Annotated in this window: 24 protein-coding genes; 7 read left to right on the top strand and 17 right to left on the bottom strand. The window is 66.5% G+C overall.

From position 1 onward, the window contains the following. The first annotated feature begins 29 nt into the window (after positions 1 to 29). Positions 30 to 677 carry a response regulator gene (locus ACPRTJ_RS26605; RefSeq protein ID WP_043861102.1) on the top strand — a complete coding sequence of 216 codons (648 nt, stop codon included), beginning with the start codon at positions 30 to 32 and terminating at the stop codon, positions 675 to 677. A 94-nt stretch (positions 678 to 771) separates the two neighbouring features. Beyond that, positions 772 to 1,107, top strand: coding sequence for a hypothetical protein (locus ACPRTJ_RS26600; protein ID WP_426427677.1), 336 nt, complete (start codon positions 772 to 774; stop codon positions 1,105 to 1,107). Between the two features lie 12 nt (positions 1,108 to 1,119). Here the strand turns inward: ACPRTJ_RS26600 and fusA are convergent, their stop codons facing one another. The 7 genes from fusA to ACPRTJ_RS26565 form a co-directional block, all read right to left on the bottom strand. Beyond that, the gene (gene fusA, locus ACPRTJ_RS26595; RefSeq protein ID WP_078481078.1) at positions 1,120 to 3,225 is read right to left on the bottom strand and encodes an elongation factor G; all 2,106 of its coding nucleotides are present in this window, start codon (positions 3,223 to 3,225) and stop codon (positions 1,120 to 1,122) included. Positions 3,226 to 3,322: 97 nt separating this feature from the next. Beyond that, the gene (locus tag ACPRTJ_RS26590) at positions 3,323 to 3,712 is read right to left on the bottom strand and encodes a tautomerase family protein (RefSeq protein WP_058540411.1); all 390 of its coding nucleotides are present in this window, start codon (positions 3,710 to 3,712) and stop codon (positions 3,323 to 3,325) included. A gap of 127 nt (positions 3,713 to 3,839) precedes the next feature. Beyond that, positions 3,840 to 4,238: an ACT domain-containing protein gene (locus ACPRTJ_RS26585; RefSeq protein ID WP_054916498.1), complete on the bottom strand. Its 399-nt coding sequence runs from the start codon at positions 4,236 to 4,238 to the stop codon at positions 3,840 to 3,842. A 100-nt stretch (positions 4,239 to 4,338) separates the two neighbouring features. Continuing rightward, a complete protein-coding gene (locus tag ACPRTJ_RS26580) occupies positions 4,339 to 5,502 on the bottom strand; it encodes a Gfo/Idh/MocA family protein (RefSeq protein WP_116053550.1) in 1,164 nt (387 codons plus the stop codon). Further along, positions 5,499 to 5,954, bottom strand: coding sequence for a type II 3-dehydroquinate dehydratase (gene aroQ / locus ACPRTJ_RS26575; RefSeq protein WP_043861097.1), 456 nt, complete (start codon positions 5,952 to 5,954; stop codon positions 5,499 to 5,501). Before aroQ ends, ACPRTJ_RS26580 begins: the two co-directional genes overlap by 4 nt. After that, entirely contained in the window at positions 5,951 to 7,348 is a 1,398-nt protein-coding gene (locus ACPRTJ_RS26570; protein ID WP_043861096.1) for an MFS transporter, read from the bottom strand. Before ACPRTJ_RS26570 ends, aroQ begins: the two co-directional genes overlap by 4 nt. A gap of 70 nt (positions 7,349 to 7,418) precedes the next feature. Beyond that, positions 7,419 to 8,471: a Gfo/Idh/MocA family protein gene (locus tag ACPRTJ_RS26565; RefSeq protein ID WP_043861095.1), complete on the bottom strand. Its 1,053-nt coding sequence runs from the start codon at positions 8,469 to 8,471 to the stop codon at positions 7,419 to 7,421. Between the two features lie 78 nt (positions 8,472 to 8,549). Here ACPRTJ_RS26565 and ACPRTJ_RS26560 point away from each other — a divergent pair, with 78 nt between their 5' ends. Further along, on the top strand, positions 8,550 to 9,503 hold the full coding sequence (locus tag ACPRTJ_RS26560; RefSeq protein WP_043861094.1) for a LysR family transcriptional regulator: 954 nt from the start codon (positions 8,550 to 8,552) through the stop codon (positions 9,501 to 9,503). A gap of 58 nt (positions 9,504 to 9,561) precedes the next feature. Here the strand turns inward: ACPRTJ_RS26560 and ACPRTJ_RS26555 are convergent, their stop codons facing one another. After that, the gene (locus ACPRTJ_RS26555) at positions 9,562 to 10,209 is read right to left on the bottom strand and encodes a TIGR04211 family SH3 domain-containing protein (RefSeq protein ID WP_043861144.1); all 648 of its coding nucleotides are present in this window, start codon (positions 10,207 to 10,209) and stop codon (positions 9,562 to 9,564) included. Positions 10,210 to 10,427: 218 nt separating this feature from the next. Between ACPRTJ_RS26555 and ACPRTJ_RS26550 the strand changes: the two genes are divergently transcribed. After that, the gene (locus tag ACPRTJ_RS26550; protein WP_052504235.1) at positions 10,428 to 10,823 is read left to right on the top strand and encodes a DUF4398 domain-containing protein; all 396 of its coding nucleotides are present in this window, start codon (positions 10,428 to 10,430) and stop codon (positions 10,821 to 10,823) included. Positions 10,824 to 10,834: 11 nt separating this feature from the next. Beyond that, a complete protein-coding gene (locus ACPRTJ_RS26545; RefSeq protein WP_043861092.1) occupies positions 10,835 to 11,605 on the top strand; it encodes an OmpA family protein in 771 nt (256 codons plus the stop codon). Positions 11,606 to 11,608: 3 nt separating this feature from the next. Here the strand turns inward: ACPRTJ_RS26545 and ACPRTJ_RS26540 are convergent, their stop codons facing one another. Beyond that, entirely contained in the window at positions 11,609 to 13,225 is a 1,617-nt protein-coding gene (locus ACPRTJ_RS26540) for an inorganic phosphate transporter (RefSeq protein WP_100632490.1), read from the bottom strand. Positions 13,226 to 13,363: 138 nt separating this feature from the next. Between ACPRTJ_RS26540 and ACPRTJ_RS26535 the strand changes: the two genes are divergently transcribed. Beyond that, complete coding sequence (locus tag ACPRTJ_RS26535; RefSeq protein ID WP_426427673.1) at positions 13,364 to 13,771, top strand: DUF488 domain-containing protein; 408 nt, start codon at positions 13,364 to 13,366, stop codon at positions 13,769 to 13,771. A gap of 122 nt (positions 13,772 to 13,893) precedes the next feature. Continuing rightward, complete coding sequence (locus ACPRTJ_RS26530; RefSeq protein WP_054916520.1) at positions 13,894 to 14,325, top strand: GNAT family N-acetyltransferase; 432 nt, start codon at positions 13,894 to 13,896, stop codon at positions 14,323 to 14,325. Here the strand turns inward: ACPRTJ_RS26530 and ACPRTJ_RS26525 are convergent. The 8 genes from ACPRTJ_RS26525 to ACPRTJ_RS26490 are packed head-to-tail and all read right to left on the bottom strand — an operon-like array spanning position 14,315 to position 24,484. After that, positions 14,315 to 15,823 carry a right-handed parallel beta-helix repeat-containing protein gene (locus tag ACPRTJ_RS26525; protein ID WP_255000040.1) on the bottom strand — a complete coding sequence of 503 codons (1,509 nt, stop codon included), beginning with the start codon at positions 15,821 to 15,823 and terminating at the stop codon, positions 14,315 to 14,317. The genes ACPRTJ_RS26530 and ACPRTJ_RS26525 overlap by 11 nt on opposite strands. Before the next feature lie 17 nt (positions 15,824 to 15,840). Further along, complete coding sequence (locus ACPRTJ_RS26520; protein WP_229590239.1) at positions 15,841 to 16,956, bottom strand: polysaccharide lyase; 1,116 nt, start codon at positions 16,954 to 16,956, stop codon at positions 15,841 to 15,843. Continuing rightward, a complete protein-coding gene (locus tag ACPRTJ_RS26515) occupies positions 16,947 to 18,347 on the bottom strand; it encodes an alginate O-acetyltransferase AlgX-related protein (RefSeq protein WP_058540405.1) in 1,401 nt (466 codons plus the stop codon). Before ACPRTJ_RS26515 ends, ACPRTJ_RS26520 begins: the two co-directional genes overlap by 10 nt. A 38-nt stretch (positions 18,348 to 18,385) precedes the next feature. Beyond that, positions 18,386 to 19,030, bottom strand: coding sequence for an alginate O-acetyltransferase AlgF (locus ACPRTJ_RS26510; protein WP_043860258.1), 645 nt, complete (start codon positions 19,028 to 19,030; stop codon positions 18,386 to 18,388). A gap of 11 nt (positions 19,031 to 19,041) precedes the next feature. Continuing rightward, entirely contained in the window at positions 19,042 to 20,136 is a 1,095-nt protein-coding gene (locus ACPRTJ_RS26505; RefSeq protein ID WP_043860259.1) for an alginate O-acetyltransferase, read from the bottom strand. A gap of 9 nt (positions 20,137 to 20,145) precedes the next feature. Then, the gene (locus tag ACPRTJ_RS26500; protein ID WP_275731613.1) at positions 20,146 to 21,573 is read right to left on the bottom strand and encodes an MBOAT family O-acyltransferase; all 1,428 of its coding nucleotides are present in this window, start codon (positions 21,571 to 21,573) and stop codon (positions 20,146 to 20,148) included. A 14-nt stretch (positions 21,574 to 21,587) separates the two neighbouring features. Beyond that, entirely contained in the window at positions 21,588 to 23,042 is a 1,455-nt protein-coding gene (locus ACPRTJ_RS26495) for an alginate biosynthesis protein AlgE (protein ID WP_043860261.1), read from the bottom strand. After that, entirely contained in the window at positions 23,039 to 24,484 is a 1,446-nt protein-coding gene (locus tag ACPRTJ_RS26490) for a sel1 repeat family protein (RefSeq protein WP_052504205.1), read from the bottom strand. Before ACPRTJ_RS26490 ends, ACPRTJ_RS26495 begins: the two co-directional genes overlap by 4 nt. Positions 24,485 to 24,495: the final 11 nt, after the last annotated feature.

Here is a 24,495-nt window from a genome sequence, read left to right as displayed (position 1 = left end):
TGCCACACTTTGTGCACACCGGAGCGATCATGCATAAAATCACCGTAGTCATCGCCGATGACCACCCGATCGTGCTGTTTGGCGTACGCGAACTCATCAAGTCCGACCCGCGCTTCGAGGTGGTTGGCGAAGCGGGCAGCTCCACCGAACTGATCAACGTGCTGCACGACAAGCAGCCCCAGATCCTGATCACCGACTACAACATGCCGGAGAGTTCCCAGTATGGCGACGGCCTGCGGCTGATCACCTACCTGACGCGCAACTTCCCCGCGCTGCGCGTGCTGGTGCTGACGATGGTGTCCAACAGCCTCATCCTCACGCGGCTGTACAATCTGGGCGTGGCGGGCGTGATCGACAAGCGCACGGTGAACGAAGAGTTGCTGCGCGCACTGGAAGCCTTGAGCCAGAACCGCATCTACAAGCTGGCGCCGGCGAACCGGAACTCGGTGATCGACAACGGCTATCAGATCGACGAGCGCATGGCTTCGCTGTCCACCCGCGAAGTGGAGATCCTGCGTCTGTTCGTGGCGGGCATGAGCCTGCGCGACATCGCGATCAATCAGAATCGCAGCCCCAAGACCATCAGCACGCAAAAGATCGCGGCCATGCGCAAGCTGGATGTGCGCAGCGACCAGGAGCTGATCTCGTACTGCCTGGAGGCCAACCTGTTCCAGTAGGCGTGCCCGCGTTTTCAGGTTTGCCTGATGGCACGGGACCCGGCTGTATCGTTCAATGGCGTCAAGCGACGGCAGCATTCCACAGGAGGCAATCATGGCGCCCGATCTTGAGCAGCGATACCCCGACAGCGTGCGGACAATCTTCATTTCACACAGCGAGACAGCGGATGTTCGCCAGTTCATAGGGCAGTACATCGACAGCCGTTGCCTGCGTTCCAGCCCTGCGGTGCGGAACATGGTCCTCGCCGTACTGGCGGACTACCCGGGTGAAGCACCGGTGCGCCTGTACGAGCTCAATGCCTGGCTTGACCACACACTGAGCAGGCGCCCCTTTTACCGGGCAAGTGCACACCTGCTGCGGCTGGTGGTCAGCAATCAGCACATCCCTGCACCCAGCGACCGGGTCGGCGGGGCGTCGACCGTGCAGTAATCGCGCGACGACCTAGCCCTGCTTTTTGATGATGGCATCGGCCACGCTCGCAGGCGCCTCGGCATACTTGGTGAACTCCATGGTGTAGCTGGCGCGGCCCTGGGTCATCGAGCGCATCTGCGTCGAATAGCCGAACATCTCGCCCAGCGGCACGTCGGCGCGGATCACCTTGCCGGCCGGGGTGTCCTCGCCTTCCTGGATCAGCCCGCGGCGCCGGCTGAGGTCGCCGAGGATGTCGCCCTGGTACTCCTCGGGGGTCACCACCTCGACCTTCATCACCGGCTCCAGCAGCACCGCACCGCCTTTCTGCGCCAGTTGCTTGGTGGCCATCGACGCCGCCACCTTGAACGCCATCTCGTTGGAGTCGACGTCGTGGTACGAGCCGTCGAACACCGTGGCCTTCAGGCCGATCAGCGGGTAGCCGGCCAGCACGCCGTTCTTCATCTGCTCCTCGATGCCTTTCTGGATCGCCGGGATGTACTCGCGCGGTATCACGCCGCCGACCACCTCGTTGACGAACTCCAGGCCTTCCTTGCCTTCCTCGGCCGGGGCGAAGCGGATCCAGCAGTGCCCGTACTGGCCGCGCCCGCCAGACTGGCGCACGAACTTGCCTTCGATCTCGCAGGTGTTGCGGATCTTCTCGCGGTAGGCCACCTGCGGCTTGCCCACATTGGCCTCGACGCCGAATTCGCGGCGCATGCGGTCGACGATGATGTCCAGGTGCAACTCGCCCATGCCGGAGATGATCGTCTGCGCGGTTTCTTCATCGGTGCGCACGCGAAATGACGGGTCTTCCTGGGCCAGCTTGCTCAGGGCGATGCCCATCTTCTCCTGGTCGGCCTTGGTCCTGGGTTCCACGGCCACCGAGATCACCGGGTCGGGGAAGTCCATGCGTTCGAGGATGATCGGCTGGTTGATGTCGCACAGGGTGTCGCCGGTGGTCACGTCCTTCATGCCGATCAGTGCGGCAATGTCGCCGGCGCACACCGCCTTGATCTCGGCGCGCTGGTTGGCGTGCATCTGCACCATGCGGCCCACGCGCTCCTTCTTGCCCTTGACCGAGTTGAGTACCGCATCGCCCGAGTTCAGTACCCCGGAGTACACCCGGGCGAAGGTCAGGGTGCCGACAAAGGGGTCGGTGGCAATCTTGAAGGCCAGCGCCGAGAACGGCTCGCTGTCGTCGGCATGGCGCTCCAGGTGCCGGTCTTCATGATCCGGGTCGGTGCCGTTGATGGAGGGGATCTCGGACGGGGCGGGCAGGTAGTCGATCACCGCGTCGAGCATCAGCGGCACGCCCTTGTTCTTGAACGACGACCCGCAGATGGCCGGCACGATCTCGTTGTTGAGGGTGCGCTGGCGCAGCCCGGCCTTGATCTGCTCGTTGTCGAGTTCGGTGCCGTTGAGGTACAGTTCCATGAACTCGTCGTTGGCCTCGGCGGCGGCCTCGATCATGTGCGCACGCCACTCGGTGGCCAGCTCCAGCATGTCGGCCGGTATCGCCTCTTCGCGGTAGCTGGTGCCGTTGTCGGCCTCGTTCCAGTAGATGGCCTTCATCTTCACCAGGTCGATCTGGCCGATGAAGTGCTCCTCGGCGCCGATGGCCAGCTGGATCGGCACCGGGTGGTGGCCCAGGCGCTTGTCGATCTGTTTGACCACGCGCAGGAAGTCCGCGCCCTGGCGGTCCATCTTGTTGACGTAGGCCAGGCGCGGCACATGGTACTTGTTGGCCTGGCGCCACACCGTCTCGGACTGCGGCTCGACCCCGTCGGCGCCGCTGAACACCACCACCGCGCCATCGAGCACGCGCAGCGAGCGCTCCACCTCGATGGTGAAGTCGACGTGGCCGGGGGTATCGATGATGTTGAAGCGGAATTTCTCGGGGAACTGCTTGGTCGAGCCCTGCCAGAAGGCGGTGGTGGCGGCGGAGGTGATGGTGATGCCGCGCTCCTGTTCCTGGGCCATCCAGTCCATGGTCGCGGCGCCGTCGTGCACTTCGCCCATCTTGTGGTTGACCCCGGTGTAGAACAGGATGCGTTCGGTGGTGGTGGTCTTGCCCGCGTCGACGTGGGCGACAATGCCGATATTGCGGTACAGCTCGATGGGGGTGGTGCGCGCCATGGTCGTTCACCTGTGCAAAAGGCGGGCAGCCTGTGGCCCGGGTTCTTCCAGTTAAGCAGAAGAATGCACGGCTGCTGCTACCGGTCGGCGCGTGTGTTCAGACCTCCACGGTGTAGTTCAGGCCCAGCTCGTCGCCGGGCAGGCCGCGTATGCCCCAGTTTTCGCGGGGGGTCTCGAACAGGGTGATCTCGATGTCCTGGGCGCCGATGCCGGTGTGCTCGCCGATGCGCTGGAACAGTTGGCGGATGAGGTCTTTCTTTGCGGCGCTGGAGCGGCCTTCGAACAGGCTGATCTCGATGATCAGGTAGTGTTCGCTGCGGTCGTCGGGGTAGAGGAAGTCGGCGGGGTCCAGGGCCAGGTAGCGCTGGAAGCGTTTTTCCGGCGGGTACTGCAGGGCGCTCATCACCGCGCCATGGATGGCTTCGGCAAGGGCAGGGCGGTGCTGGTCGAGGGTGGTGCGCAATCCATAGATCTTGATCTGGGCCATGCTGACGTTCCGTGTGGGGCGGGGGAGGTGCATCGTGGCCGATGGCCCTGGCGCCGGCAAGGCTGGCTGCTGCAGAGAACGCCGAACCTGTAGGAGCCGGCCTTGCCGGCGAAGGCCCCCGCTATCATCAGGCCCCCGCCGCCAACCCTTCCAGTACCGCCATCGCCCGCTGCGCATCGGCCTGCGCGACGAAGATATGGTCATGGTAGAACGCGGCCACCACGTTGCAGCTGATGCCGGCCTGGCCCAGCGCCGTGGCGAACGCCGCGGTCAGGCCCACCGCCTCCAGCGACGAATGCACCGTCAGGGTGATCCACGCGGCCTCGTAGCTGAAAGGCAGTTTCAGCGCCTCGGCCCGCCCACGCGACACGATCACCGTCAGCCCCTCCTGCTCGCGAAAGCTGCCGATCACCTCGTCAGGCTGCAGCCCCGACCAGTCGGCCAGCGTGCAGAACACGTAGCTGCCTTCATTCAACTGCGGCCGCATGCTGCGTAACAGCGCGGCCAGACTTGTTTCACCCGACATGATCGTGCCCCTGCAAAAGAAATCGGCCGCCAGTCTGGCAGCCGATTGTTGATCAGCAAAATCAATTCTGCTGGGCCTGCATAAGTGCAGCTTCTGGCGTTCAGGCCTGCGTCCAGCGCCCATCCGCCGCATCCGAGCGCACGCAGGCATCAATGAAGCGCATGCCGCGTACCCCATCCTCGGCCGTCGGGCACAGCAGCGACTGCGCGCTCGGCGCACGGTGCTCGCGGCGCGCCATGATCCGCTCGGCCGCCTCGCTGTAGATGTTGGCGAACGCCTCCAGCAGCCCCTCCGGCTGGCCCGCCTTGATTCGCGTCGACAACCTGGCCGACTCGCTCAGCCAGGCCTCGCCACGGCGCAGGATCTGGTGCGGCTGGTCCTGATGACGCAGCTCCAGCCGGTCGGGTTCCTCTTGATGCCAGTACAGCGATCCGGTGGAGCCGAACACGCGCAACTGCAGGCCATGCCGGTGCCCGGCCGCCACGAAGCTGGCCCACAGCATGCCGCGCGCGCCATTCTGCAGGCGCAGCTTCACGTGTGCGTTGTCGTCCGACTGGCGCCCCGGCACCAGGGTGCTCAGCTCGGCCGACACTTCGCTGACCTCCTGCCCGGTGACAAAGCGCAGCAACTGATGGGCATGCACGCCCACATCCGCCAGCACCGATGAGGCCCCGGCCTGGGCCGGGTCGGTGCGCCAGGCCAGCGCCTTGACCCCTTGCTGCTCCAGCGGGTGGGTGCCGAAGGCGCTGGCGTGTTCCACCTGCACCAGGCGCACCTCGCCGATGGCGCCGCGCGCGATCAGCTCGCGGGCTTCGCGCACCAATGGGTAGCCACTGTAGTTGTGGGTCAGCAGGTGCAGCGCGGGGCCCTTGCGTGCGCGTTCAAGCAGTTGCTGCGCCTCGGCCAGGCTCGAGGCCAGCGGCTTGTCGCAGATCACGTCGATGCCCTGGTCGAGAAACGCCAGGCTGGCCGGCACGTGCACCGCGTTGGGCGCCATGATCGCCACCGCCTGCACGCCATCGGCGCGCGCGGCTTCGGCCACGGCCATGCGCTGGAAGTCCGGGTACACCCGCTCCGGCGCTACGCCGTAGGCCTGGGCAGCGGCGCGGTTGCGTGCCGGGTCGCGGGCGAAGACCCCGGCCACCAGTTCGAAGTGCCCGTCCAGTTGCGCGGCGTAGCGGTGGGTGGCGCCGATCGACGACTCCAGGCCGCCGCCGACAAAACCCAGGCGCAGGCGCTGGCTGGGGTTGGCTACGGTTTTCATTGCGCGGCTCCTTGCGCGGTGCGCTGCAGGTGGGCGAAGTGGTTGATGGCCAGCACGTAGCCATGGGTGCCGAACCCGGCCAGTACCGCCTGGGCCACCAGCGACACATAGGAGTGGTGGCGGAAGGCTTCACGCTTGTGCACGTTGGAAATGTGCACCTCGATCACCGGCACCTCGGCGGCGATCAGCGCGTCGTGGATCGCCACCGAGGTATGGGTCCAGGCACCGGGGTTGATCACGATGCCGGCCACGCGGCCACGGGCCTGGTGAATCCAGTCGATCATCTGGCCCTCGTGGTTGGTCTGGTGGAACTCGATGTCCAGGTCCAGGCGTTGGCCGGCGCTGTGACACAGCGCCTGCACATCGGCCAGGGTTTCGCGGCCGTACACCTCGGGCTGGCGCAGGCCGAGCATGTTGAGGTTGGGGCCATTGAGCACGAGCAGGGTCTTCATTGGGCGGTTTCCGTAGCAGGGGTGGTGCGCAGGGCCTTGGCCCGCAGCGCGTCATACACGGGTTTGTCGAGGGCCACGGCGTCCGGCTTGCCGAGCTGGTCCAGGGGCGTGCGGTAGGTTTCCGGAGCGCTCCAGGCAGCCACGGCCGAAATGGCGGTGACCGCGCAGGTGATGGCGCCGATCAGCAGCGGCACGTTGTTCGAGCCGGGCGGGGCCACGGCGGTGAACAGCGCCGGAAGCAGGGCGGTGATCATGTAGCCGACGTTCTGCGCGATGGCCATGGCCGACACGCGGTAGTGGGTCTGGAACTGTTCGGGGAAGAAGCTGGGGAAGATCGCGTTGTAGCCCTGGTAGACCATGCCCCACATCAGCAGCGAGGCGCCGAACGCCAGCGGCAGGTTGTGCAGGCTGATGGCATACAGGTAGACGAACGACATCAGCCCGCAGCCCAGTGCGCTGCCGATGATCAGCGGGCGCCGGCCGATGCGGTCGGAGAGGTTGCCCACGAACGGGATCACCAGCACCGCGACGATGTTGCCCACCACCGGAATCCACAGGTACACGCTCTTGTCGAAGCCCACGCCATAGGCCGGCTGCACCGCGTAGGCGGCGCCGAAGATGGTGGTCACCACCGGGATCACGTTCATCAGCGACACGCCGAACACCACCAGCATGCCGCGCCAGCTGTAGGTGAAGGCATCGCGGATCGGCGAGCGCGCGGTCTGCTTGGCGGCCACCTTGAAGGCCTCGGGCTCCTTGACCTCGCGGCGAATGATGTAGGCGGCGATCAGCACCGCGGCGCTGAGCAGGAACGGGATGCGCCAGCCCCAGCTGTTGAAGGCGTCGCTGGGCATGAAGTACGCCAGCGGCAGGAACACCGCCGCTGCCATCACCTGGCCGGCCTGTACGCCCTGCAGGGTGAAGCTGGCAAAGAAGCCGCGGCGCCCGGGCGGTGCGTGTTCGAGAATCATCGAGCTGGCCCCGGCGATCTCGCCGGCCACCGCAAAGCCCTGCACCAGGCGCAGCACCACCAGCAGTGCCGGCGCCCAGTAGCCGATCTGCTCGAAGGTCGGCAGCAGGCCCACGGCCATGGTCGCGATGCCCATCAGAAACATGCACAGCAGCAACACGTTCTTGCGCCCGCGGGTGTCGCCCCAGTGGCCGAGCACGAAGGCCCCGACCGGGCGCGCCAGGTAGCCCACGCCATAGGTGGCCAGGGAGGCGAAGATGGCCAGCTTGGGGTCGGTGCTGGGGAAGAAGATCTGCGGGAAGATCAGCGCCGCGGCCTGGGCATAGATGAAGAAGTCGTAGTACTCCAGCGCGGAGCCGACCCAACCGCTGGCGGTGGCTTTGCGGGTTTGGCGCGCACTGTGCGCGGCGTCATGTGTGGCCATCGCAATTCTCCGTTTGTTGTTTTTATTGGGGGCACGCAGGCGTCCCGGCGCAGGGCCGGGGCACCGATGTTCAGAGGCTGTCGATCATTACCGTGTGGCCGCAGCGGGCGGCTTGGCCAATGGCGTCAATGACCTGCAGGTTGCGCAGGCCGTCGCGCACGCTCACCAGCGGCCGGGCCTGGCCACGGATCACCTGGCAGAAGTGCGCCAGCTGGCGGGCCAGCGGGTCGGCCTCGTCGAGGCTGGCGGTGGCGCACTGGAACGGCCGCCACCACGAGCGCTGCTCGTCGCGGGCGTAGTACTTGAGGCGCATGGTCGGTATCGACAGCGAGCCCTGGGTGCCGGCCAGTACGTAGCAGTCCTCGTCGGCGTAGCTGGGGTAGTCGAGGTTCTCGCGGGCGGTCTGCTCCCAGCTGCGCGCGCAGGCGGCGGTGTCGGAGAGCATGAAGGTGCCCAGCGCGCCGCTGGCAAAGCGCAGGCTGATGGCGATGCTGTCTTCCACGGCAAAGCCGCGGGTGGCGTTGGACGCCTGGGCCTGCACCGCGACGATCTCGCCGCACAGCGAACGCAGGTTGCCGATCTCGTGGATCAGGTTGATCAGCACCGGGCCGCCGCCGGCCTCGCGGCGCCAGGGGGCGGCGTCGAAGTAGTCGTCGGGCTTGTAGAACAGCGCGCTGCCCATCACCGCCACCAGGTTGCCCAGTACCCCTTCGGCAATCACTTCGCGGGCCTTGTGCAGGATCGCACTGTGGGCGCGGTGGTGGCCCACCAGCAGGCGTGCATCACGCTGCTCGGCGATGGCCAGCAGGCGCTTGCCGTCTTCCAGGGTATGCGCTACCGGCTTTTCGATCAGTGCCGGTATGCCGTGCTCCACGCAGGCCAGTGCGCCGTCGACATGCAGGTGGTTGGGCGTGGCCAGGATCACCCCGTCCGGGCGCTGCGCGCCGAACAGTTCGGCCAGCCCCGGGTACAACGGTACGCCGCAGGCGTTGGCCAGTTCGGCGGCGGCGGGCGAGGGGTCGACGATGGCGGCCAGCTGGCACTCGGCGCTGGCCTGGATCAGTTCGATATGGCGGCGGCCGATCAGGCCGGCCCCGGCCACGGCAAGGCGTAATGCAGTCATGGTTCTCACTTTCTTGTTCTGGGTCGAAGCGCGTTTGTGAGAGGCTAATAAAAAAGCGCCAGGAGATAATCGGGCCAGATGAAGAATCAGAATGCGCTGATAGCGAATAATGAGCCGTTGCTGCGTGACCTTCAGTTGTTCTGCGAGGTGGCGCGGCGCTCCAGCTTCATCGCGGCAGCCACCGAGACCGGGCTGTCGCCGGCGCATGTGAGCAAGCGCATCGCCACCCTGGAGACGATGCTCGGGGTCAAGCTGTTCAACCGCACCACGCGGCGGGTCAACATCACCAGCGATGGCGAGGCGACGTTCGTGTGGGCGCAGAAGATCCTCGAGGACGTGGGCGCGATGTTCGATGCGTTGTCCGGCGGGCAGCGCGAGCCGCAAGGCACCTTGCGCGTGTGCACCAGCCTGCGCCTGGGGCGCGAGCACGTGGCGCCGATCCTGTCGCTGCTGCGGCGCCAGTACCCGGCGCTGGAGGTGTGGGTGGAGCTGCTGGACCGGCGCGTGGACCTGATTGCCGACAACTTCGATATCGATGTGCGGGTGGGCGAGGTGCAGGAAAAACACCTGATCGCGCACCGCATCGCCAGCAGCTCGCGGGTGCTGGCGGCCGCCCCGGACTACCTGGCGCGGCGCGGCCAGCCGCGGGTGCCGGCCGACCTGGCGCAGCATGACTGTCTGCTGTTTCGCAGCCGCGACGACCGTTTCGGGGTATGGCGCCTGGTGGGGCCCAACGGCGCCGAGACGGTGAAGGTGACCGGGCCGATGGCCTCCAACCACAGCGACATCGTGCGCCAGTGGGCCCATGACGGGCACGGCATCATCATGGCTTCGCGCTGGGACGTGGCGGCCAGCCTGACCAGCGGGGCGCTGGTGCAGGTGCTGCCGGGGTATCACCAGCCGGCGGACATCTGGGCGGTGACGGCGGTGCGCTCGTCAAGTTCGGCCAAGGTGCGCAGTTGCGTGGCGTTTCTGCGTGAGCAACTGGCGCAGGGGCCCTATGCGCTGGCTGGGGGAAGGGCGGGGCAATAGTGGGGCGGCCTTCGCCAGCAAGGCTGGCGCCTGCACCCTGCGGTCGAAGGCCGGGGTCTCAGAACCAGCGGTCGCTGCGCTTGCGCCCGCGGCTGAGCATCGGCAGGATCAGCCCCGCCAGCAAGCCGGCCCCGGCAATGCCGCCGCCGTACACCATGTAGCGCATCAGCACCTGCTTGTTCTCGTCGCCCAGCTGCGCCTGGGTAGCGCGCAGTTGCGATTGCGCATCGCCCAGCTCGGCATTGAGCGCGGTGCTGCGTGCCTCCAGTTCGTCGATCAGCGCCTTGCGTGAATCCAGTGTCTCCTGCATGCCCTGCACCCGGGTCTTCCAGCTGTCGTCGATGGTCTTGAGCTGCTCGCTCAACTGGGTCACCTGTTCGCTCAGTTGCGGCACGCGCTCGGCCTGGCCGGGCACCGTCTGCAGGTCGCTGCTGTTGATCCACACGGTATCGCCCGACTCGCCACGTACCTGGCTGTAGTTGCCCTGGCTGGTCAGCAGGGTGACCTTCTGGCCGGATTTGAGGTTGCCGACGATCCGGTGCCCGTCGGTAGGGCCGCTGCGCACGTAGGTGCTGAGGCTGTCGCTGACCCAGCGTTCATTGCCGCTGCCTTCCTCGGCGTGGGCCGGGCCACACAGGATGACCAGGCTGCCGAGCAGGCCGGGGATAAGAGAGCGCCGTGCGCGAAGCTGAAAAGATGGGGGCATGGTGATCTTCTTGAAAACGGAAAAAATGAAACCCACAGACCATTTTTTGCCCGTCAGGTTCACTGCGCACTGACGAAGGGCAGGCACGAATCGTGGCAATGCCGGAGAAGTTTCCTACCTGACAGCAGGATGCCCCCTGATAGGGGCGGGGCATGACCGGGAATAGTCTTACGCGGCTTGAACAACGGTCTGTCTTTCTCATGTTATGGAGTCTTTCAATGGTTGCTAAACGCACCACGAATTACCTGGCCGCCAGCAGCCTGCTGATGGTGCTGGCCGGTTGTGCCGGCGTGCCCGTGCCCACCGAGCAGGTCGAACTGACCCGCAACGCGGTCAGCCGCGCCGTGACCGCCGACGCCACCCAGTACGCGCCAGCCGAAATGAAGGCCGCCCAGGACAAGCTGTACGCCGTCGAACGCGCCCTGGGCGAACGGAACCTTGTCGCGGCCCGCACCCTGGCCGAGCAGGCCGAGGCCGATGCCAACCTGGCCGAGCGCAAGGCGCGTGCCGCCAAGGCCCAGCAGCAACTGCGCAGCGCGCAGCAGGGCATTGAAGTGCTGAAGCAGGAAATGCTCCAGTCGCCCGACGCCATCACCCCCACGATCACGCCGTAAGGATGCCCGTCATGTCCGTCAAATACCTGTTGCCTGCCGTTTCCGTGATGGGCCTGTTGCTCGCCGGTTGCAGCACTACCGCCGAAAACCCTGGCCTGCTGCAAGCCCGCGAGCACTTCAGCGTGCTGCAGAGCAAGCCGGAGTCCAGCCGCCTGGCGGCACTGGAAACCAAGGATGCATTCAATGCCCTGGGCAAGGCCGAGCTGGCTTCGATCAAGGACCGCAAGGCCCCGCAGATCGAGCAGCTGGCCTACCTGGCCAACCAGAAGATCGCCGTCGCCGAGCAGACCATTGCCCTGCGCCAGGCCGAAGCCGGCCTGCAGGGCATCGAGGCGCAGCGCACCCAGGCCCGACTGGACGTGCGTACCGCGCAGCTCAAGGCCCTGCAGCAGCTCAAGGCCAAACAGACCGAGCGTGGCACCGTGGTGACCTTCGGCGATGTACTGTTCGACACCGGGCGTGCCGAACTCAAGGCTGGCAGCCAGCGCAACATCGACCAGTTGGCCGAGTACCTGCGTGCCAACCCGGAGCGCAAGGTGCGGGTCGAGGGCTTCACCGACTCGACCGGCAGCGACAGCCTCAACCAGCAGCTGTCAGAGCGTCGCGCAGCGGCTGTGACCAACGCCCTGCGCCGCAACGGGGTGGATGCCGGGCGCATCATCAGTGCCGGCTATGGCAAGGAGTACCCGGTGGCCTCCAACGCCGACGCGCAGTCGCGTCAGCTCAACCGCCGCGTCGAAGTGATCATCTCCCACGGCAATGCTGCCGTCGGCCAGCGCTGAGGCCTACAGCAGCCGGGTCAGCAGCCAGTACAGCCCGCCCGACAGCATGATCGCTGCGGGCAGGGTCAGTACCCAGGCCATCGCCAGGTTGGCGATGGTGCGCAATTGCAGGCCCGAACCGTTGGCCACCATGGTGCCGGCCACCCCGGACGACAGTACGTGGGTGGTCGACACCGGCAGCCCGTACATGTCCGCCGCACCGATGGTGCACATCGCCACCAGCTCCGCCGAAGCCCCCTGGGCGTAGGTGAGGTGGGTCTTGCCGATCTTTTCGCCCACCGTGACCACGATGCGCCGCCAGCCGACCATCGTGCCCAGCCCAAGGGCAATCGCCACCGCCACCTTGACCCACAACGGAATGAACCGGGTGGCGTCGTCGATGCGGCTCTTGAACAACTGCACCTGCGCGGTGGCAGCCGCGTCGAGCCCGCCGTGCTGGTGCTTTTGCATCAGGCGGATGGCTTCGCTGGTCAGGTACATGTCGTTGCGCACGTTGGCCATGGCCTCGGCTGGTACGTGGGTCAGCGAGCCGTAGCCTGCGACTTCCTCGCCGATCAGGCCGGCCAGCGCCGCCAGGGCCGGTACCAGCTCGGGGCTCGGTTGCCGCTCGCGCAGGTACAGGGTGAGGGTGGCGCGCGGGTCGCCGACATGAGGCTGCGCCGACTGGCCGAGCAACTGCTGCTGGGTGGCCTGGGCCACGGCGGCAAACTGCAGCGACTGGTCGGCCGGCATGGTGCGGTTCAGCGCGTAGGCCATCGGCAGGGTACCCACCAGAATCAGCATGATCAGGCCCATGCCCTTCTGCCCGTCGTTGGAGCCGTGGGCGAACGACACCCCGGTGCAGGTGGCGATCAGCAGGCCGCGAATCCACCAGGGCGGCGGGGCGTCGCCGACCGGCGCCTGGTACAGCTCGCGGCGCTTGACCAGCATGCGCAGGCCCACCAGCAGCAGCGCCGCGCAGGCAAAGCCCACCAGGGGCGAGAACAGCAGCGCGTAGCCCACCTTGCTGGCCTGGGTCCAGTCCACGCCGCTGGTGCCGTCGCGCCCGTTCATCAGCGCATTGGCCACGCCCACGCCGATGATCGAGCCGATCAGGGTGTGCGAGGAGGAGGCCGGCAGCCCCAGCCACCAGGTGCCCAGGTTCCAGATGATCGCGGCCAGCAGCAGGGCAAAGACCATGGCAAAGCCGGTGGCCGAACCCACCTGCAGGATCAGCTCCACCGGCAGCAGGGCAATGATGCCGAAGGCCACCGCGCCGCTGGACAGCAGCACCCCGATGAAATTCCAGCACCCCGACCACACCACGGCGAACTGCGCCGGCAGCGAGTTGGTGTAGATCACGGTGGCCACGGCGTTGGCGGTGTCGTGGAAACCGTTGACGAATTCGAAACCCAGGGCAATCAGCAGTGCCAGGCCCAGCAGCAGGAAGGGCGTCCAGGTGGTGACCACGGTACCGGCGGCATCAATGTCGCGGAACAGGCTCCAGGCGGTGTACACCAGGCCCCCCAGCAACAGGCAGACGAACAGGGTGACGGAGGCGCGGCCGGGGCGGGTGGCCAGTTGTGCAAGGGAGGGGCGGCCACCCGCGGAGTCAAGGGTGGTGCTGATCGGGGTTGTCATTAGACGGGTCCGGTAGGGTGGAAGTCGTGCCTGGCGCATCAAGGATAAAAACCCTGAGTGATGGCATAGTGACTTCGATCAACAAAAACGCGGGTTGCCCAGCTACGCTTACACCCAGGCAGTGGGAGGAACGTGCCGATGATTCAGTGCAAACGGGCCTATGAGGCGCCTGCGCCGCAGGATGGCGAGCGGGTGCTGGTGGATCGGATGTGGCCGCGCAACCGGCGCAAGGATCAGTTGCACCTGAGTGCCTGGCTACCGGAGGTGGCGCCGTCGTCGGCGTTGCGCCAGGCCTTTCACCGCGGTGAGGTGGACTACGATGGGTTCTGCCAGCGGTATCGCCAGGAGCTGGCCGACCGGCCGCAGCATTGGTGGGGGCTGCTGGACAAGGCCCGTGGCGGCACCCTGACCCTGGTGTATGCGTTCAAGGATGAACAGCACAACAATGCGCGGGTGCTGGCCCAGTGGCTGGAGGATGAGCTGGATCGCCAGGGGCCCGGGAGTTCGCTGGTTTGCTATGCCGATGAGCTGGGGCCTAAAGTGTGACTCTCTGAATCTGTGCTACGGCCATCGCGGGTCAAGCCCGCTCCCACAAGGCCCCCGCCTTACCTGTGGCAGCGGGCTTGACCTGCGATGGCCGCGCCGAAAATCCCCTGACGGGCACCCAAATGACCCCAACCCTGACCCCCGCCACCGACCTGCACCGAACCTTCGCCCGCGACCTCACGCGCCGCGCCATGCTGGCGTACTACCGCGAATTCGATCTGCTCTGGCTGGAAGAAGCCTTCGACCAGGCCTGGGGCTGGCGCGAGCAATGGCTGATTGTCGACGCCGGACAGCCCCTGGGCTTCTGCAGCCTCAGCCAGGACAGCCGTGCGCTGTACATCCGCGAACTGCACCTGGTCGAGGCCGCCCGCGGCAAGGGCATCGGCGGCTGGGTGCTGGAGCAACTGGCCGAATGGGCCGGCAGGCGCCATCTGCCGCTGCTGCGCCTGACCGTGTTCAAGAGCAATCCGGCCCAGGCCCTGTACCTGCGCCACGGCTTCGTCGCGCAGGGTGAGGACGAATGCTTCGTGCGCATGCAGCGGGTTATCGGCTAGCACTCTGCACGCAGGTCAGCCCCGGCTGCGGGGTACCGGCGGCCACCCGGCGTACCTGCACCACGCAGCCCTGGCGCACGGTGGCGTCGAGCAACGGGCCCTGCACCGGCAGCAGGTCGCCGATCAGCAGGTTCTGCAGCAATGGCTTGCCCTCGAAACGGTTGCTGCCCAGCAGCACCTGGTCCATGCCTTCCACCCGAACCACCGCCTTGCCCACCCGGCCCAGGGTGTTGCCGCCCAGAATCAGCGGCCCGGCCAGCGGCTGGGTGTTGCGCAGGCTGATGGCGTACTCGGGGGTGTTGCCGATGTGGTTTTCCAGCATGACCGCGCCAGCCACGTCGCTGGCGTCCACCGCGCTGCCCTGGCTGTTGCCGATGAAGTTGCCTTCGATCAGCACCGGCATCTCGCCCTTGAGGTTGCGCAGCAGCACGCCGTTGCCGCGGCTGGCGCCGATGCGGTTGCCGCTCAGCAGCAGGGCGCCTTGCTGGTCGCTGACCTCGATGGCGGCCTTGTGCGTGCCCAGGATCAGGTTGTCGTCGAGCCAGGCGCGGGTCTGCCCGCGCAGGCGGATGCCGCTGTTGTTGTCGACCCCGCGAATCTGGTTGTGCGCCATGCGCATCTGGCTGTCGCGCACGTCCACGCCATACTGCTGGGCACTTTCGAAGCGGCTTCCCTCGATCACCCCACGGCTGTGCTGCAGCTCCACCGCCGACAGCTCGCTGAACTGGCTGTCGCGTATCAGCACGCTGGCCGGCCGGGTGGCCGGCGATTGCTGGCTGCTCAGGGCAGTGGTCAGGCCCCGCGACAGGTTGGCGTTGTAGCCCAGGCGGTTGAGGGTGGCGCCGATCAGCTGGGTATGGCTGCCGGCCCAGGCCACCACGAACGGACGCCAGGCGCGCTCGGTGTTGCCGGCCTTGTCGCCGGCCACGCTTTCCAGGCGCGACTGGTTCAGGCCCAGCCAGCCCTGGTTGATCAGGGCCGTGCCCGAATAGCTGTAGAGGTACAGGCTGGTGCCCTCCAGCACCAGCCCGCCATCGGCGGCGATCATCAGCGGGTAGCTGAGCAGGTAGCCGTCCTTGTAGCGCTTGAGTACCTGCGGGTTGTTCAGGGTGTCGGCCAATTGCGCCAGGGTGATGCTGCCACCCTGGATCAGCACCGCCTGCGGGTGGTGCGCCTGGTAGCCGGCCACGGCGCGGAACAGGCCGTTGTTGACGAACGGCTCGAACGGCCAGCTGCCGCCCTGGGCCGAGAACATCGGTTGCAGGCTGACAGTGGCACGCCCGCCGGGGCGCGGGCGTTCCTGCAGGGTGAAGCTCACTGCTTCGCGGGTGCTGGCCTGCACCTGTTGCACCTGCGCCTGGTAGTCGTTGGGGCTGACCACGCGCAGTGCCTGCTGCATCGGCAGGCCCTGGGGGGCGGCGTGGGCCACGCCGGCGAGGCCGGCCAGCAGCAGGCCGGCCAGTCGGGTAAAGCGGAAAATGCGGGCAGGCTGGGCCATGGCGATTCGTCCTTGGGTTACGGCAAAGGGGGGTAGAAGGGCTTGAGCGGGCCGCCGATCTGACTGTAGTTGTCGACGTTGCCGTCCTCGCTTTCGTACAGCTGGCGGGCCAGGCGGTTGTTGGGCGCGCGGTACAGGAACGGGATCAGCCAGGCCAGCTTGTAGGGGGCTACCTCGGTCTGGGCCTGGCCCATCAGTTCGGGCAGCGGGCCGGGGTCGAGCACCGTGCGTGCGGCGAAGTTGCCCAGCAGCTCCAGGGTCTGCTGGTCGTGTTCGCTCCAGGGCAGGCCATTGGCCCGCGCCGACTCGGCCAGCAGCACCAGCGGCACCAGCGCGTACTGGCTGTAGGTGGCGGCAAGCCGGGCCCGCGCCACTTCCAGCGGCAGGTAGGCATAGCTGCCGTCCCCGCTGCGCACCGCCTGCTGCAGGCCGCGACGCAGATTGCCGTCGGCCCAGCGGATGAAGTCGTCGCGCTGCACCAGCATGCCGCTGGCGGCCACGGCCCAGGCGGCCCAGTAGTCGTGGTTGTTGAACCAGGTGAAGCTGGCGGCCTGGCGTGGCTGGTACTCGCGGATGATCAGTTCGCCGAGCTGTTCGAACCAGCGCGTCTGGGCCGGCGACAGCTGCACCTTGCCGTTGCTGGCGGCCTGGGTCAGCAGCAGCGTCGAGGCCATGGCCGCCACCGCCCACTTGCGCGCCGCCATGCCGGTGCTGCTGGCATCCGGGTTGAGCAGGGCACCGGCCTGCGCCCAGTGCTCCAGCCACTGGTCCTGGCAGGCCAGGGCCATGTTGGCCTGTTGCGGGGTCTTGGCGCGCTGGAAACGCTTGCTGGCGAAGATCAGCCCGGCGATGAACTGCTTGACCTGCTTGCTCGCCGCCTCGGTGTCGGCATCGGGGCGGCTGCGCAGGGTCGACTTGCTGGCATCGCGCTGGTCGTACTTGCTCTGCATGCGCAGGCTGGCGGTGTACGGTGGCGGCGGCTGTTTGCTGCACTGCAGGGTGCGGTAGTCGGCGATCATCGCCGACTGGGCGGTGGCCCGCGCCGGCCAGATCGATTGCGCGGCCAGGCTGCTGCCCAGCTGCAACCCGGCGCACAGGCCCAGGGTGGCGACCAGCCAGGGCTTCAGAGGCATAGACGGGTTTCCACCTGGGTGGCGGCCTGGCTCGGCTTGGTCGGTTCGAGGAACACCGAGAGCAGGTTGGCCCCGGCGAACTCCTTGGCCTTGCTCAGCTCCAGGTAGTACTGGCCACCGCTGACGGCCGCCTCGCGGCGAAACCACACCTTGTCGCGGGCACCGTTGTCGTAATACACGATCACGTAGAAGTCCTTGACGTTCTTGTCGCTGATGCGGATGTCCAGAAAGCCCTGGCCGCTGCCCAGTGCCTTGCGGCTTTCGCCGGCGTTGCTCAGCAGTTCGATGCGGTCGTTGACGCGCAGCGCAGGGCGCTGCAGGCGGTTGCCCAGCACCGGTGTGGAGGTGCTGCAACCGCCCTTGACCGCCGGAATCAGCTGGCGGTACATCTGGTCGGACTCGAGCTGGTAGTTGGCCGGCAGCTCCCAGATGATCAGTCTGGGCGGTGCGTCGGGCTTGTAGTTCTCGGACAGCAGGTATTCGAGCAGCGAGCCGTCCTGGCCAACGCCGGGCAGGGCGTAGTTGAGGATGTCGACATCCAGGTACTGCTTGAGGTAGCCGTCGAAGTTGAACTGCTTGCTCTCGTCCTCACGGGCTGCGGCGTTACTGTCGCCCACCAGGATCACCTGCGGGTCGGGGGCTTCGTCGAACAGTGCGTCGGCATCGTCGGCCACCGGGATGGTCTGGTAGCCGCGCACGTACTGGAAGCCGTAGTTGTTGCCGCAGATGCTGCTCATCGCCAGGTTCATGGTGCCGTCCTTGGGTACCATCACGCCGGGCTCGGTGCGGTAGTGCTTCTTGGTCAGGTCGGCATAGAACGGCTGGCGGCGCACCTCATCGGCCACCAGGCGTGCGGTGGCCTCGGCACCGCTGGGGGTCCAGTGGTGGTCGCGGCGAAAGAAGTACTCGCCCGCCGGCGGGGTGCGCACCAGTTGCATCAGGTCGGGCACCACCGCGCCGCCGCTGCGCAGCTGCTGCAGGTAGCTGGCCAGGTTGTTGCTGGCGCGCTCGAAGTCGAACCCGTGCAACTGCCCGGGGTAGAGCTTGTCGCGGTGCATCAGCCCACGGGTGGGCTGCACGGCCATGGCCACGTGGATACCCTGCTGGCGGAACGCGGCCATCAGGCGCGCGAACTCCGGGCGCATGGGCGCGGGGATGCCGAAGTCGTTGGTCAGGTCGACGGCCGAACGGAACAGCCAGCGGTCCTTGCCCGGGACGATCTCGCGCATCAGTTTCATCCGCCCTTCGGCGTATTTCTGCGGATCGCTCAGGGCCGGGCAGACCATGCACTCAAGGCTGGTGCAGCCGGTGCTGGGCGCCTCGGCGGCCTGGCCGGCCTGGCTGGCGGCAGCGAGTACGGCCATCAGGCCGAGGGAGGTAAGGATCTTCATGCGCGGTTCATCATCCTGTGTTCAAGGCCAGCCTGCGGTTACAGCGTGGGGTCGATGCTGTTGGCCACGCTGATGCTCTTGTAGCCATTGGCGGCGGGCAGCAGCACGTAGCTGTACGAGCGGCCTTTCTTGAGGAACAGGTCGTCGAACTGGGCGACGTTGCGCTGATCGACATAGGCGGCGAAGCCGATCTTGATTTCGTTGACCAGGCGGCTGCCGGTCTGGTCCTTGCCCAGCGGGTCGATGACCGAGGTCTTGCCGTCGGAGGTCTTGAGGGCGGCCTGCGCGGGGGTCAGGTTGTAGAAGGCGATCTGGGCCTTTTTCGGTTCGTTGACGTATTTGTCGGCGATCAGGGTCAAGCCCTTGCCGTCATACACCACGGTGCTGGCGGCGTTGGCCTTGAGCTGCGGCTCGATGGCCTGTTTGTCGACCGCGATCTTGTGGCTGCCGGCAGGGGTGAAGCGGTAGCCGCTGAGCTGGCCGGGGGCGACCTTCTGTGGGTTGACCTTGCCGCTCAGGGTCACGTCGATGCTGCGATCGCTCAGGTTGAGCACGCGCACGAAGGCCGAGTCGGCCGGGGCCACGGCGTCGTAGAGGTCGGCATTGCCGTCGTTGGCGAGGCTGGCGGTGCTGACCAGCAGCAGGGCGGTGGCGGCGAGCAGTTGGCGTGGCGAACGGGTCATGGTGTATCTCCTTAGAAGTGTTGGGTCTGGTTCATCTGACGCTGGCCGCTGACCCGATGGGCCAGCAGGGTGCGCAGCGGGAATTCCCAGACCACGGTGTCGATGTCAGGGTTGCCCAGCTCATCGCTGGCCAGAAACTGGTTCATTGCCTCGAACGGCCCGCGGGCCTCCACGGCAATGCTCAGCAGGTCACGGTTGAGGGCTTCCTTGAGAAAACCGACGAAGTTCCAGTCGTCGATCTTGCTGTAGCTGGTACCTACCAGCAGCAGGCTTTGGGCCTGGTCGGCGAACAGCTCATCGCTGCTCTGTTCGGCCTTCAGGGTTTCGTACACGGCGATCTGGTTGGCGCCAAAGTCCGGCATCAGCCGGCTCTGGTCGAACTGGATGTAGTTCATCAGGTCGCCCTTGACGGTCTTTTGCGCGACCTGGTGCGACACATAGCGCTCCTGGCCCAGCAGCTCCGGGTGCTGGCGCGCCAGTTCGAAGGCGGCCAGGCGTGCGCCATCGGGGCTCCAGTGGGTGTCGGACTTGAGAAACAGCGGCGGGCCGCCGAGGTTGTCCAGAAACGCCGAGCGCAGCGGCGTCACGGTGACGTTGCGTGCCTGCAGCTGCGCCACGAAGCGGTCGTACAGGCTGATGGCCCGCGGATCGAACGGGTGCTCTGCATGCGCGGCATAGATGTCCAGCTTCATCGGCAACGGCAGCAGCACCAGGCGCTTGCCGTGCTGCGCCAGTTGCGCCTGCACGGCGTCGATCTGTGCCAGCTGGCCTTGCAGGTTGGCCTCCAGGTCATTGGGCACACGGTATTCCTGGGAGGTATAGAGCCAGCCGTCCTTGCCCAGTACCACGCCCTTGGTGCCCTCCCTGAACAGCAGGTACTGCGCGTCGGCCCACAGCTGCACCGAGGGCTCGCGCAGGAAGAAGCGCTTGTCGTAGGCCTGCTCGAACTTGCGCAGCAGCTTGCCGTCGACGAACAGGTTCCAGGCGTCACTCTGGTTTTTCGCGAAACTGAAAACCGGTGGCAGGGAGTAGACGAACATCCCCGCCAGCACCAGGCAGAACAGAATGCCGTTGACCTTGCTTGCCGAGTTCATCACCGGGTACATGACAGTCTCCTAGAACTGGAAGTAGAGGAAGGGGGAGAACGAGTGCGCAGCCAGGCTGCTCAGCGCCAGCGCGAAGCCGGCCCACAGCAGCACGGCCTTGAGCCCGCCGACATGGGCCATGAAGAAGTGCTGCTTGTTGCCGGCGTAGTAGCGCACGTTGTTGCTGCCGGCCAGGATCAGCCAGCACAGCGCCACCGCCACGAACGACATGGCCATCTTCGAGGCGCCCAGCACGTAGAGCTCCAGCGAGCCCAGGCCGTTGAAGCCGAACAGCGCCTGGTAGATGTCCAGGCTGTGGCGCAGGTCGTTGGTGAAGAACAGCGGCATGCTCAGGATGATCAGCAACCCGGTGCGCAGGTTGCGCCCCAGGCGGTAGGGCGTGGTGACCTTGGTGGCCAGGTTGAACTTGCGCTCGATCACCATGCCCAGGCCGAAGAACAGCCCCCAGCAGATGAAGGCGAAGCTTGCGCCGTGCCACAGCCCCGACAGCAGCATGGTGTACACCAGCGCCGGCATGGCCCCGGCGATGCGCTTGCGCACCAGCGGCATGTACACGTAGTCGCGCAGAAAGTGCGCCAGGGTCATGTGCCAGCGGCTCCAGAACTCGGTGATGCTCTGCGAGACGTAGGGCTGGTTGAAGTTCTCCGGGAAGCGAAAGCCCATCATCAACGCCAGGCCCAGGGCCATGTGGCTGTAGCCGGCGAAGTCGAAGTACAGCTGCAGGGTCGACACCACCAGGCCGAACCAGGCATCGCTCAGCTGCAGGCTGCCCTCGCTGATGAACAGCACGTTGATCGGCGCCAGCTGGTCGGCGATCAGCACCTTCATGATGAAACCGAGCATGAACCGGCATACCCCCAGCGAGAACATCTCCAGCGAGTGGGTACGCTGGCGCAGCTGCGGGGCCAGTTGGCTGTAGCGCAGGATCGGGCCGGCCACCAGGTGCGGGAACAGCGCGACGAATGCGGCGAAGTCGATGAAGTTGTTGGTGGGCGTGGCGTCCTTGCGGTAGATGTCGACGATATAGCTCAGGGCATGGAACACGTAGAACGAGATGCCCAGCGGCAGGAAGATCGTCTCCAGGGTGAAGGTGTTGATGCCCAGCGGCGCCAGCAGTGCGCCCAGCACCTCGGCGCCGAAGTTGGCGTACTTGAAATAGCCCAGGGTCGACAGGTTGCCGATGATGCCGATCCACAGCAGGCGGAACGCCCAGCGCTTGTCGTCGGCGTCCAGACGCGCCTTGATGCGCAGGCCGAACCAGTAGTTCCAGTAGGTGATGCCGACGAACAGCAGCAGGAAGTCCGGGCGCCACCAGGCATAGAAGATGTAGCTGGCGGCGACGATCACCGTGGAGCGCCACGGCGCACGCGCCAGGAAGTACACCGCCAGGAACAGCGGCAGGTAGAGGAACAGGAACACGTTTGAGGCGAAAATCATCGCGGGGCCCGCCCTTAGTAACTGATCACGACGCCGACCGTCAGCTGGTAGTCGTCACCGGTATCCAGCGCGTTGCCGGCATTGAGGTAGCTGGCGCTGACCAGGGTGTTGACGTCCAGGTGCTTGCCGTCGAGGGCGACCGGAAACATCTTCCAGTAGTAGTTGAGGTCGAGCATCTGCCCCACGTGCTTGCCGTTGCCGTTGCTGCCCTGGGCGATGGCCTGGTTGCGCGCGCTGCGCTGGTCGCCGTCGACGCGGATCGGCAGGGTGCCACTGGCATCGCGCAGCTTGAGTTCGGTGAGGCGAAAATCCAGGGCGCTGCGCGGCGTGGGCCGGGTTTCCACGGCAAAGCCGTAGTAGCTCAGGTTGCGCAGGTCGAGGCTGACGAACGAGCTGGCCAGGCGGGTGCTGTAGGAGCCCTGGCGGGTGATGCGGTCGGACTGGATGGTGTTGAGACGAAAGCCGTCGTTCTCGTTGCTCGGCTTGTCGGTCAGCCCGCCGCGCAAGGCCAGGCGCGGGGTCCAGGGCAGGTCGTCGAAGCGTTTGCCGATCTCGCCCAGCGCCGCCCAGCCGCTGGCGTTGTGGCCGGTGGTGGTCAGGCCGTTGCCGTCGGTGTTGTCGACCTTACCGTCGAGTGCGGCCAGTTCCAGGTGGTAGTCGCTGAACAGCGGGCTGACCTGCAGGTTGTCGGCCTTGAAGAACAGCCCGTAGCGCATGCCGGTGAAGTCGTAGCGGTCACGCGGGTCGTGCCCGCTGTGGTCGTCTTCGTACATCACGCGCGTGCCGGCCCAGTTGTTCTCGCTCCAGCGGTAGGCGTACTCGCCCATCAGGTAGGTGGTGCGTTCTTCGCTGTCGGCCAGGCGGTTGACGTCGCTGTTGTAGTTGTAGAACTTCTGCGCCACGGCGAAGAAGCCCTTGGCGAAGGTGTCCTTGTAGTCGAAACGCAGCGATTCGATGCTGTCGTCCCACCAGATGCCGTAGTCGTCGGCAAAGCGCTGGCGTCCGGCCGACAGCGAGAAGCGTGGGTCGTCGCCCAGCAGGTTGCGCTTGACGTACAGCTCGCGCAGCTCGGCGTACCAGCCTTCGGGCTGCTCGCGGTCGAAGGCGTTGGTGCTTTCGTTCTGGCTGTTGGCCGTCTGGCTGGAGTCGTAGTTGAGCCACAGGCGACCGTAGACCATCCACTTGGCCCAACGTTTTTCCGGCGAGTACCAGGCGAACGAGGGTTCGTAGCGCAGGCTGTAGAAGCTCTCGCGGCTGCGCCCCACCTGGGAGTCTTCGGGGCCGTAGCCGGTCTGCACGGTGAGCTTGTTGAAGAATTCGGAGGTGATCACCGGCGTGCTGGCGTCGGCGTCTACCCGCACCGGCTCGCTGCTGTCGGCCTCGGGGCCGGTGATTTCTTCGGCGGCGAACGCGGTGTACAGCGGCGCGAGCATGAGCAGGGCGCCAAACAGGGACGGATGCGCTTTCACAGGGTGGTCTCCTTGAGCAGGTCATTGCGTGCCGCCATGGCGCGCTCGATGTCAGCCGTTTTCAGGGTTTTGTCCAGGCGCTTGAGCAGCCCGCGGGCGCGGCGCTCGCCCAGGTCCAGGGCAAGGCGCGCGTAGGTGTAGGCCTTGACCGGGTCGTGGCAGATGGCGCGGCCGCTCGCGTAGATGGTGGCCATGCGGTACCAGGCGGCAGTGGCGCCGCGCTCGGCCTGTTCCTGATAGATCGCCAGGGCACGCTCCTGGTCGGGCTGGTCGAGGCCGCCCTTGCTGTACAGGTCGGCCAGCAGCAGGTGCGCGTCGCGAAAGTTGCTGGCGATCAGTTCGTCGATCAGCACCTGGGCCTTTTGCGGGTCCAGGGTCAGCCAGTTGGTGACCATGTACAGCGAGGCATTGAGCGCCTTGGCCCGGGTCGGGTCCTTGGCCTGCACCTGGGCAATCAGCGCCTGTACCTGGTCGGCGTTGTGCTCGGTGGGGTTGGAGATCATGAAGTTGGCCTTGGACACCAGCGCCGGCACGAAACCGCGCTGCGCGGCGTTGTCGAACCAGCGCTGGACCTCGGCCATGGCGGCCGCCCATTCATCGGCCAGGGCCTTTGCACGGGCCTGCTGTTCGGGGGTGGGCGCGGGCCTTGGGGCACCCATGGCGTTGCCCAGCTGTTCATCCTGCTCGGCCTGCTGGTCGGCACGCTGCACGGTGCTGATGGTGTCGAGCAACGAGCCGATACGGTGCACGATCTCCACCGGCAACTGCGCCATCCGGGGCTCCAGGGTGCGGGCGAAGGCGGGGAACGCGGTGTCCTGGCGCTCGCCGAGGAAGGCGTAGTAGCGGTCGACGCCACGCGGGTCGACGCGTACCGCCTGCTGGTACCAGTGCTCGGCAGCGGCGCGGTCGCCCTGGCGCTCGGCGACCACCGCACGGTACAGCTCGGGGTGGCAGTCGAGCAGGCAGGACTGCTCGTACAGCGCCAGCAGCTGCGCGGCCTCGGCGGTGGGCACCAGGTCAGGGTAGGTCAGGAACACTTCCAGCGTGGCATTGGTGTTGCGCGGGTCCAGGGTGGCCGGGTAGCGGGTCAGCGCCTGGGCCACCCAGGCACGCTGCTGCTGGCGCAGGCCGGGGCTGCGGTCAAGCAGGCGGGCCAGCGAGGCCAGCGCCGGCACCAGGCCGCGACCCTCGGCAAACGCTTCCTGGTACAGGCGGATCGCCTCCTGGCGGTTGGCGCTGTCGCTGCTGGCCAGCACATCGCCCAGCAACTGCTTGGACGCCAGGTCACCGCGCTCGGCGAGCACGCGCAAATCGGCGCTCACATCGGCTTGCGGGTCCTTGTACAGCGCGTAGCGGATCTGCTCCAGGCTTTGCCCGGCAAGGGCAGGGCCAGTGCAGGCGAGGGCGGTGAACAGCAGCCAGGCGGGCGTCATCGGTTTCATCTGGGGGCCCT

Origin of the sequence: Pseudomonas palmensis (assembly GCF_049942755.1) — a bacterium.
Lineage (GTDB): Bacteria > Pseudomonadota > Gammaproteobacteria > Pseudomonadales > Pseudomonadaceae > Aquipseudomonas > Aquipseudomonas palmensis.
Note: the sequence above shows the minus strand (reverse complement) of the source record. Positions and strands in the feature narration are given on the sequence as shown.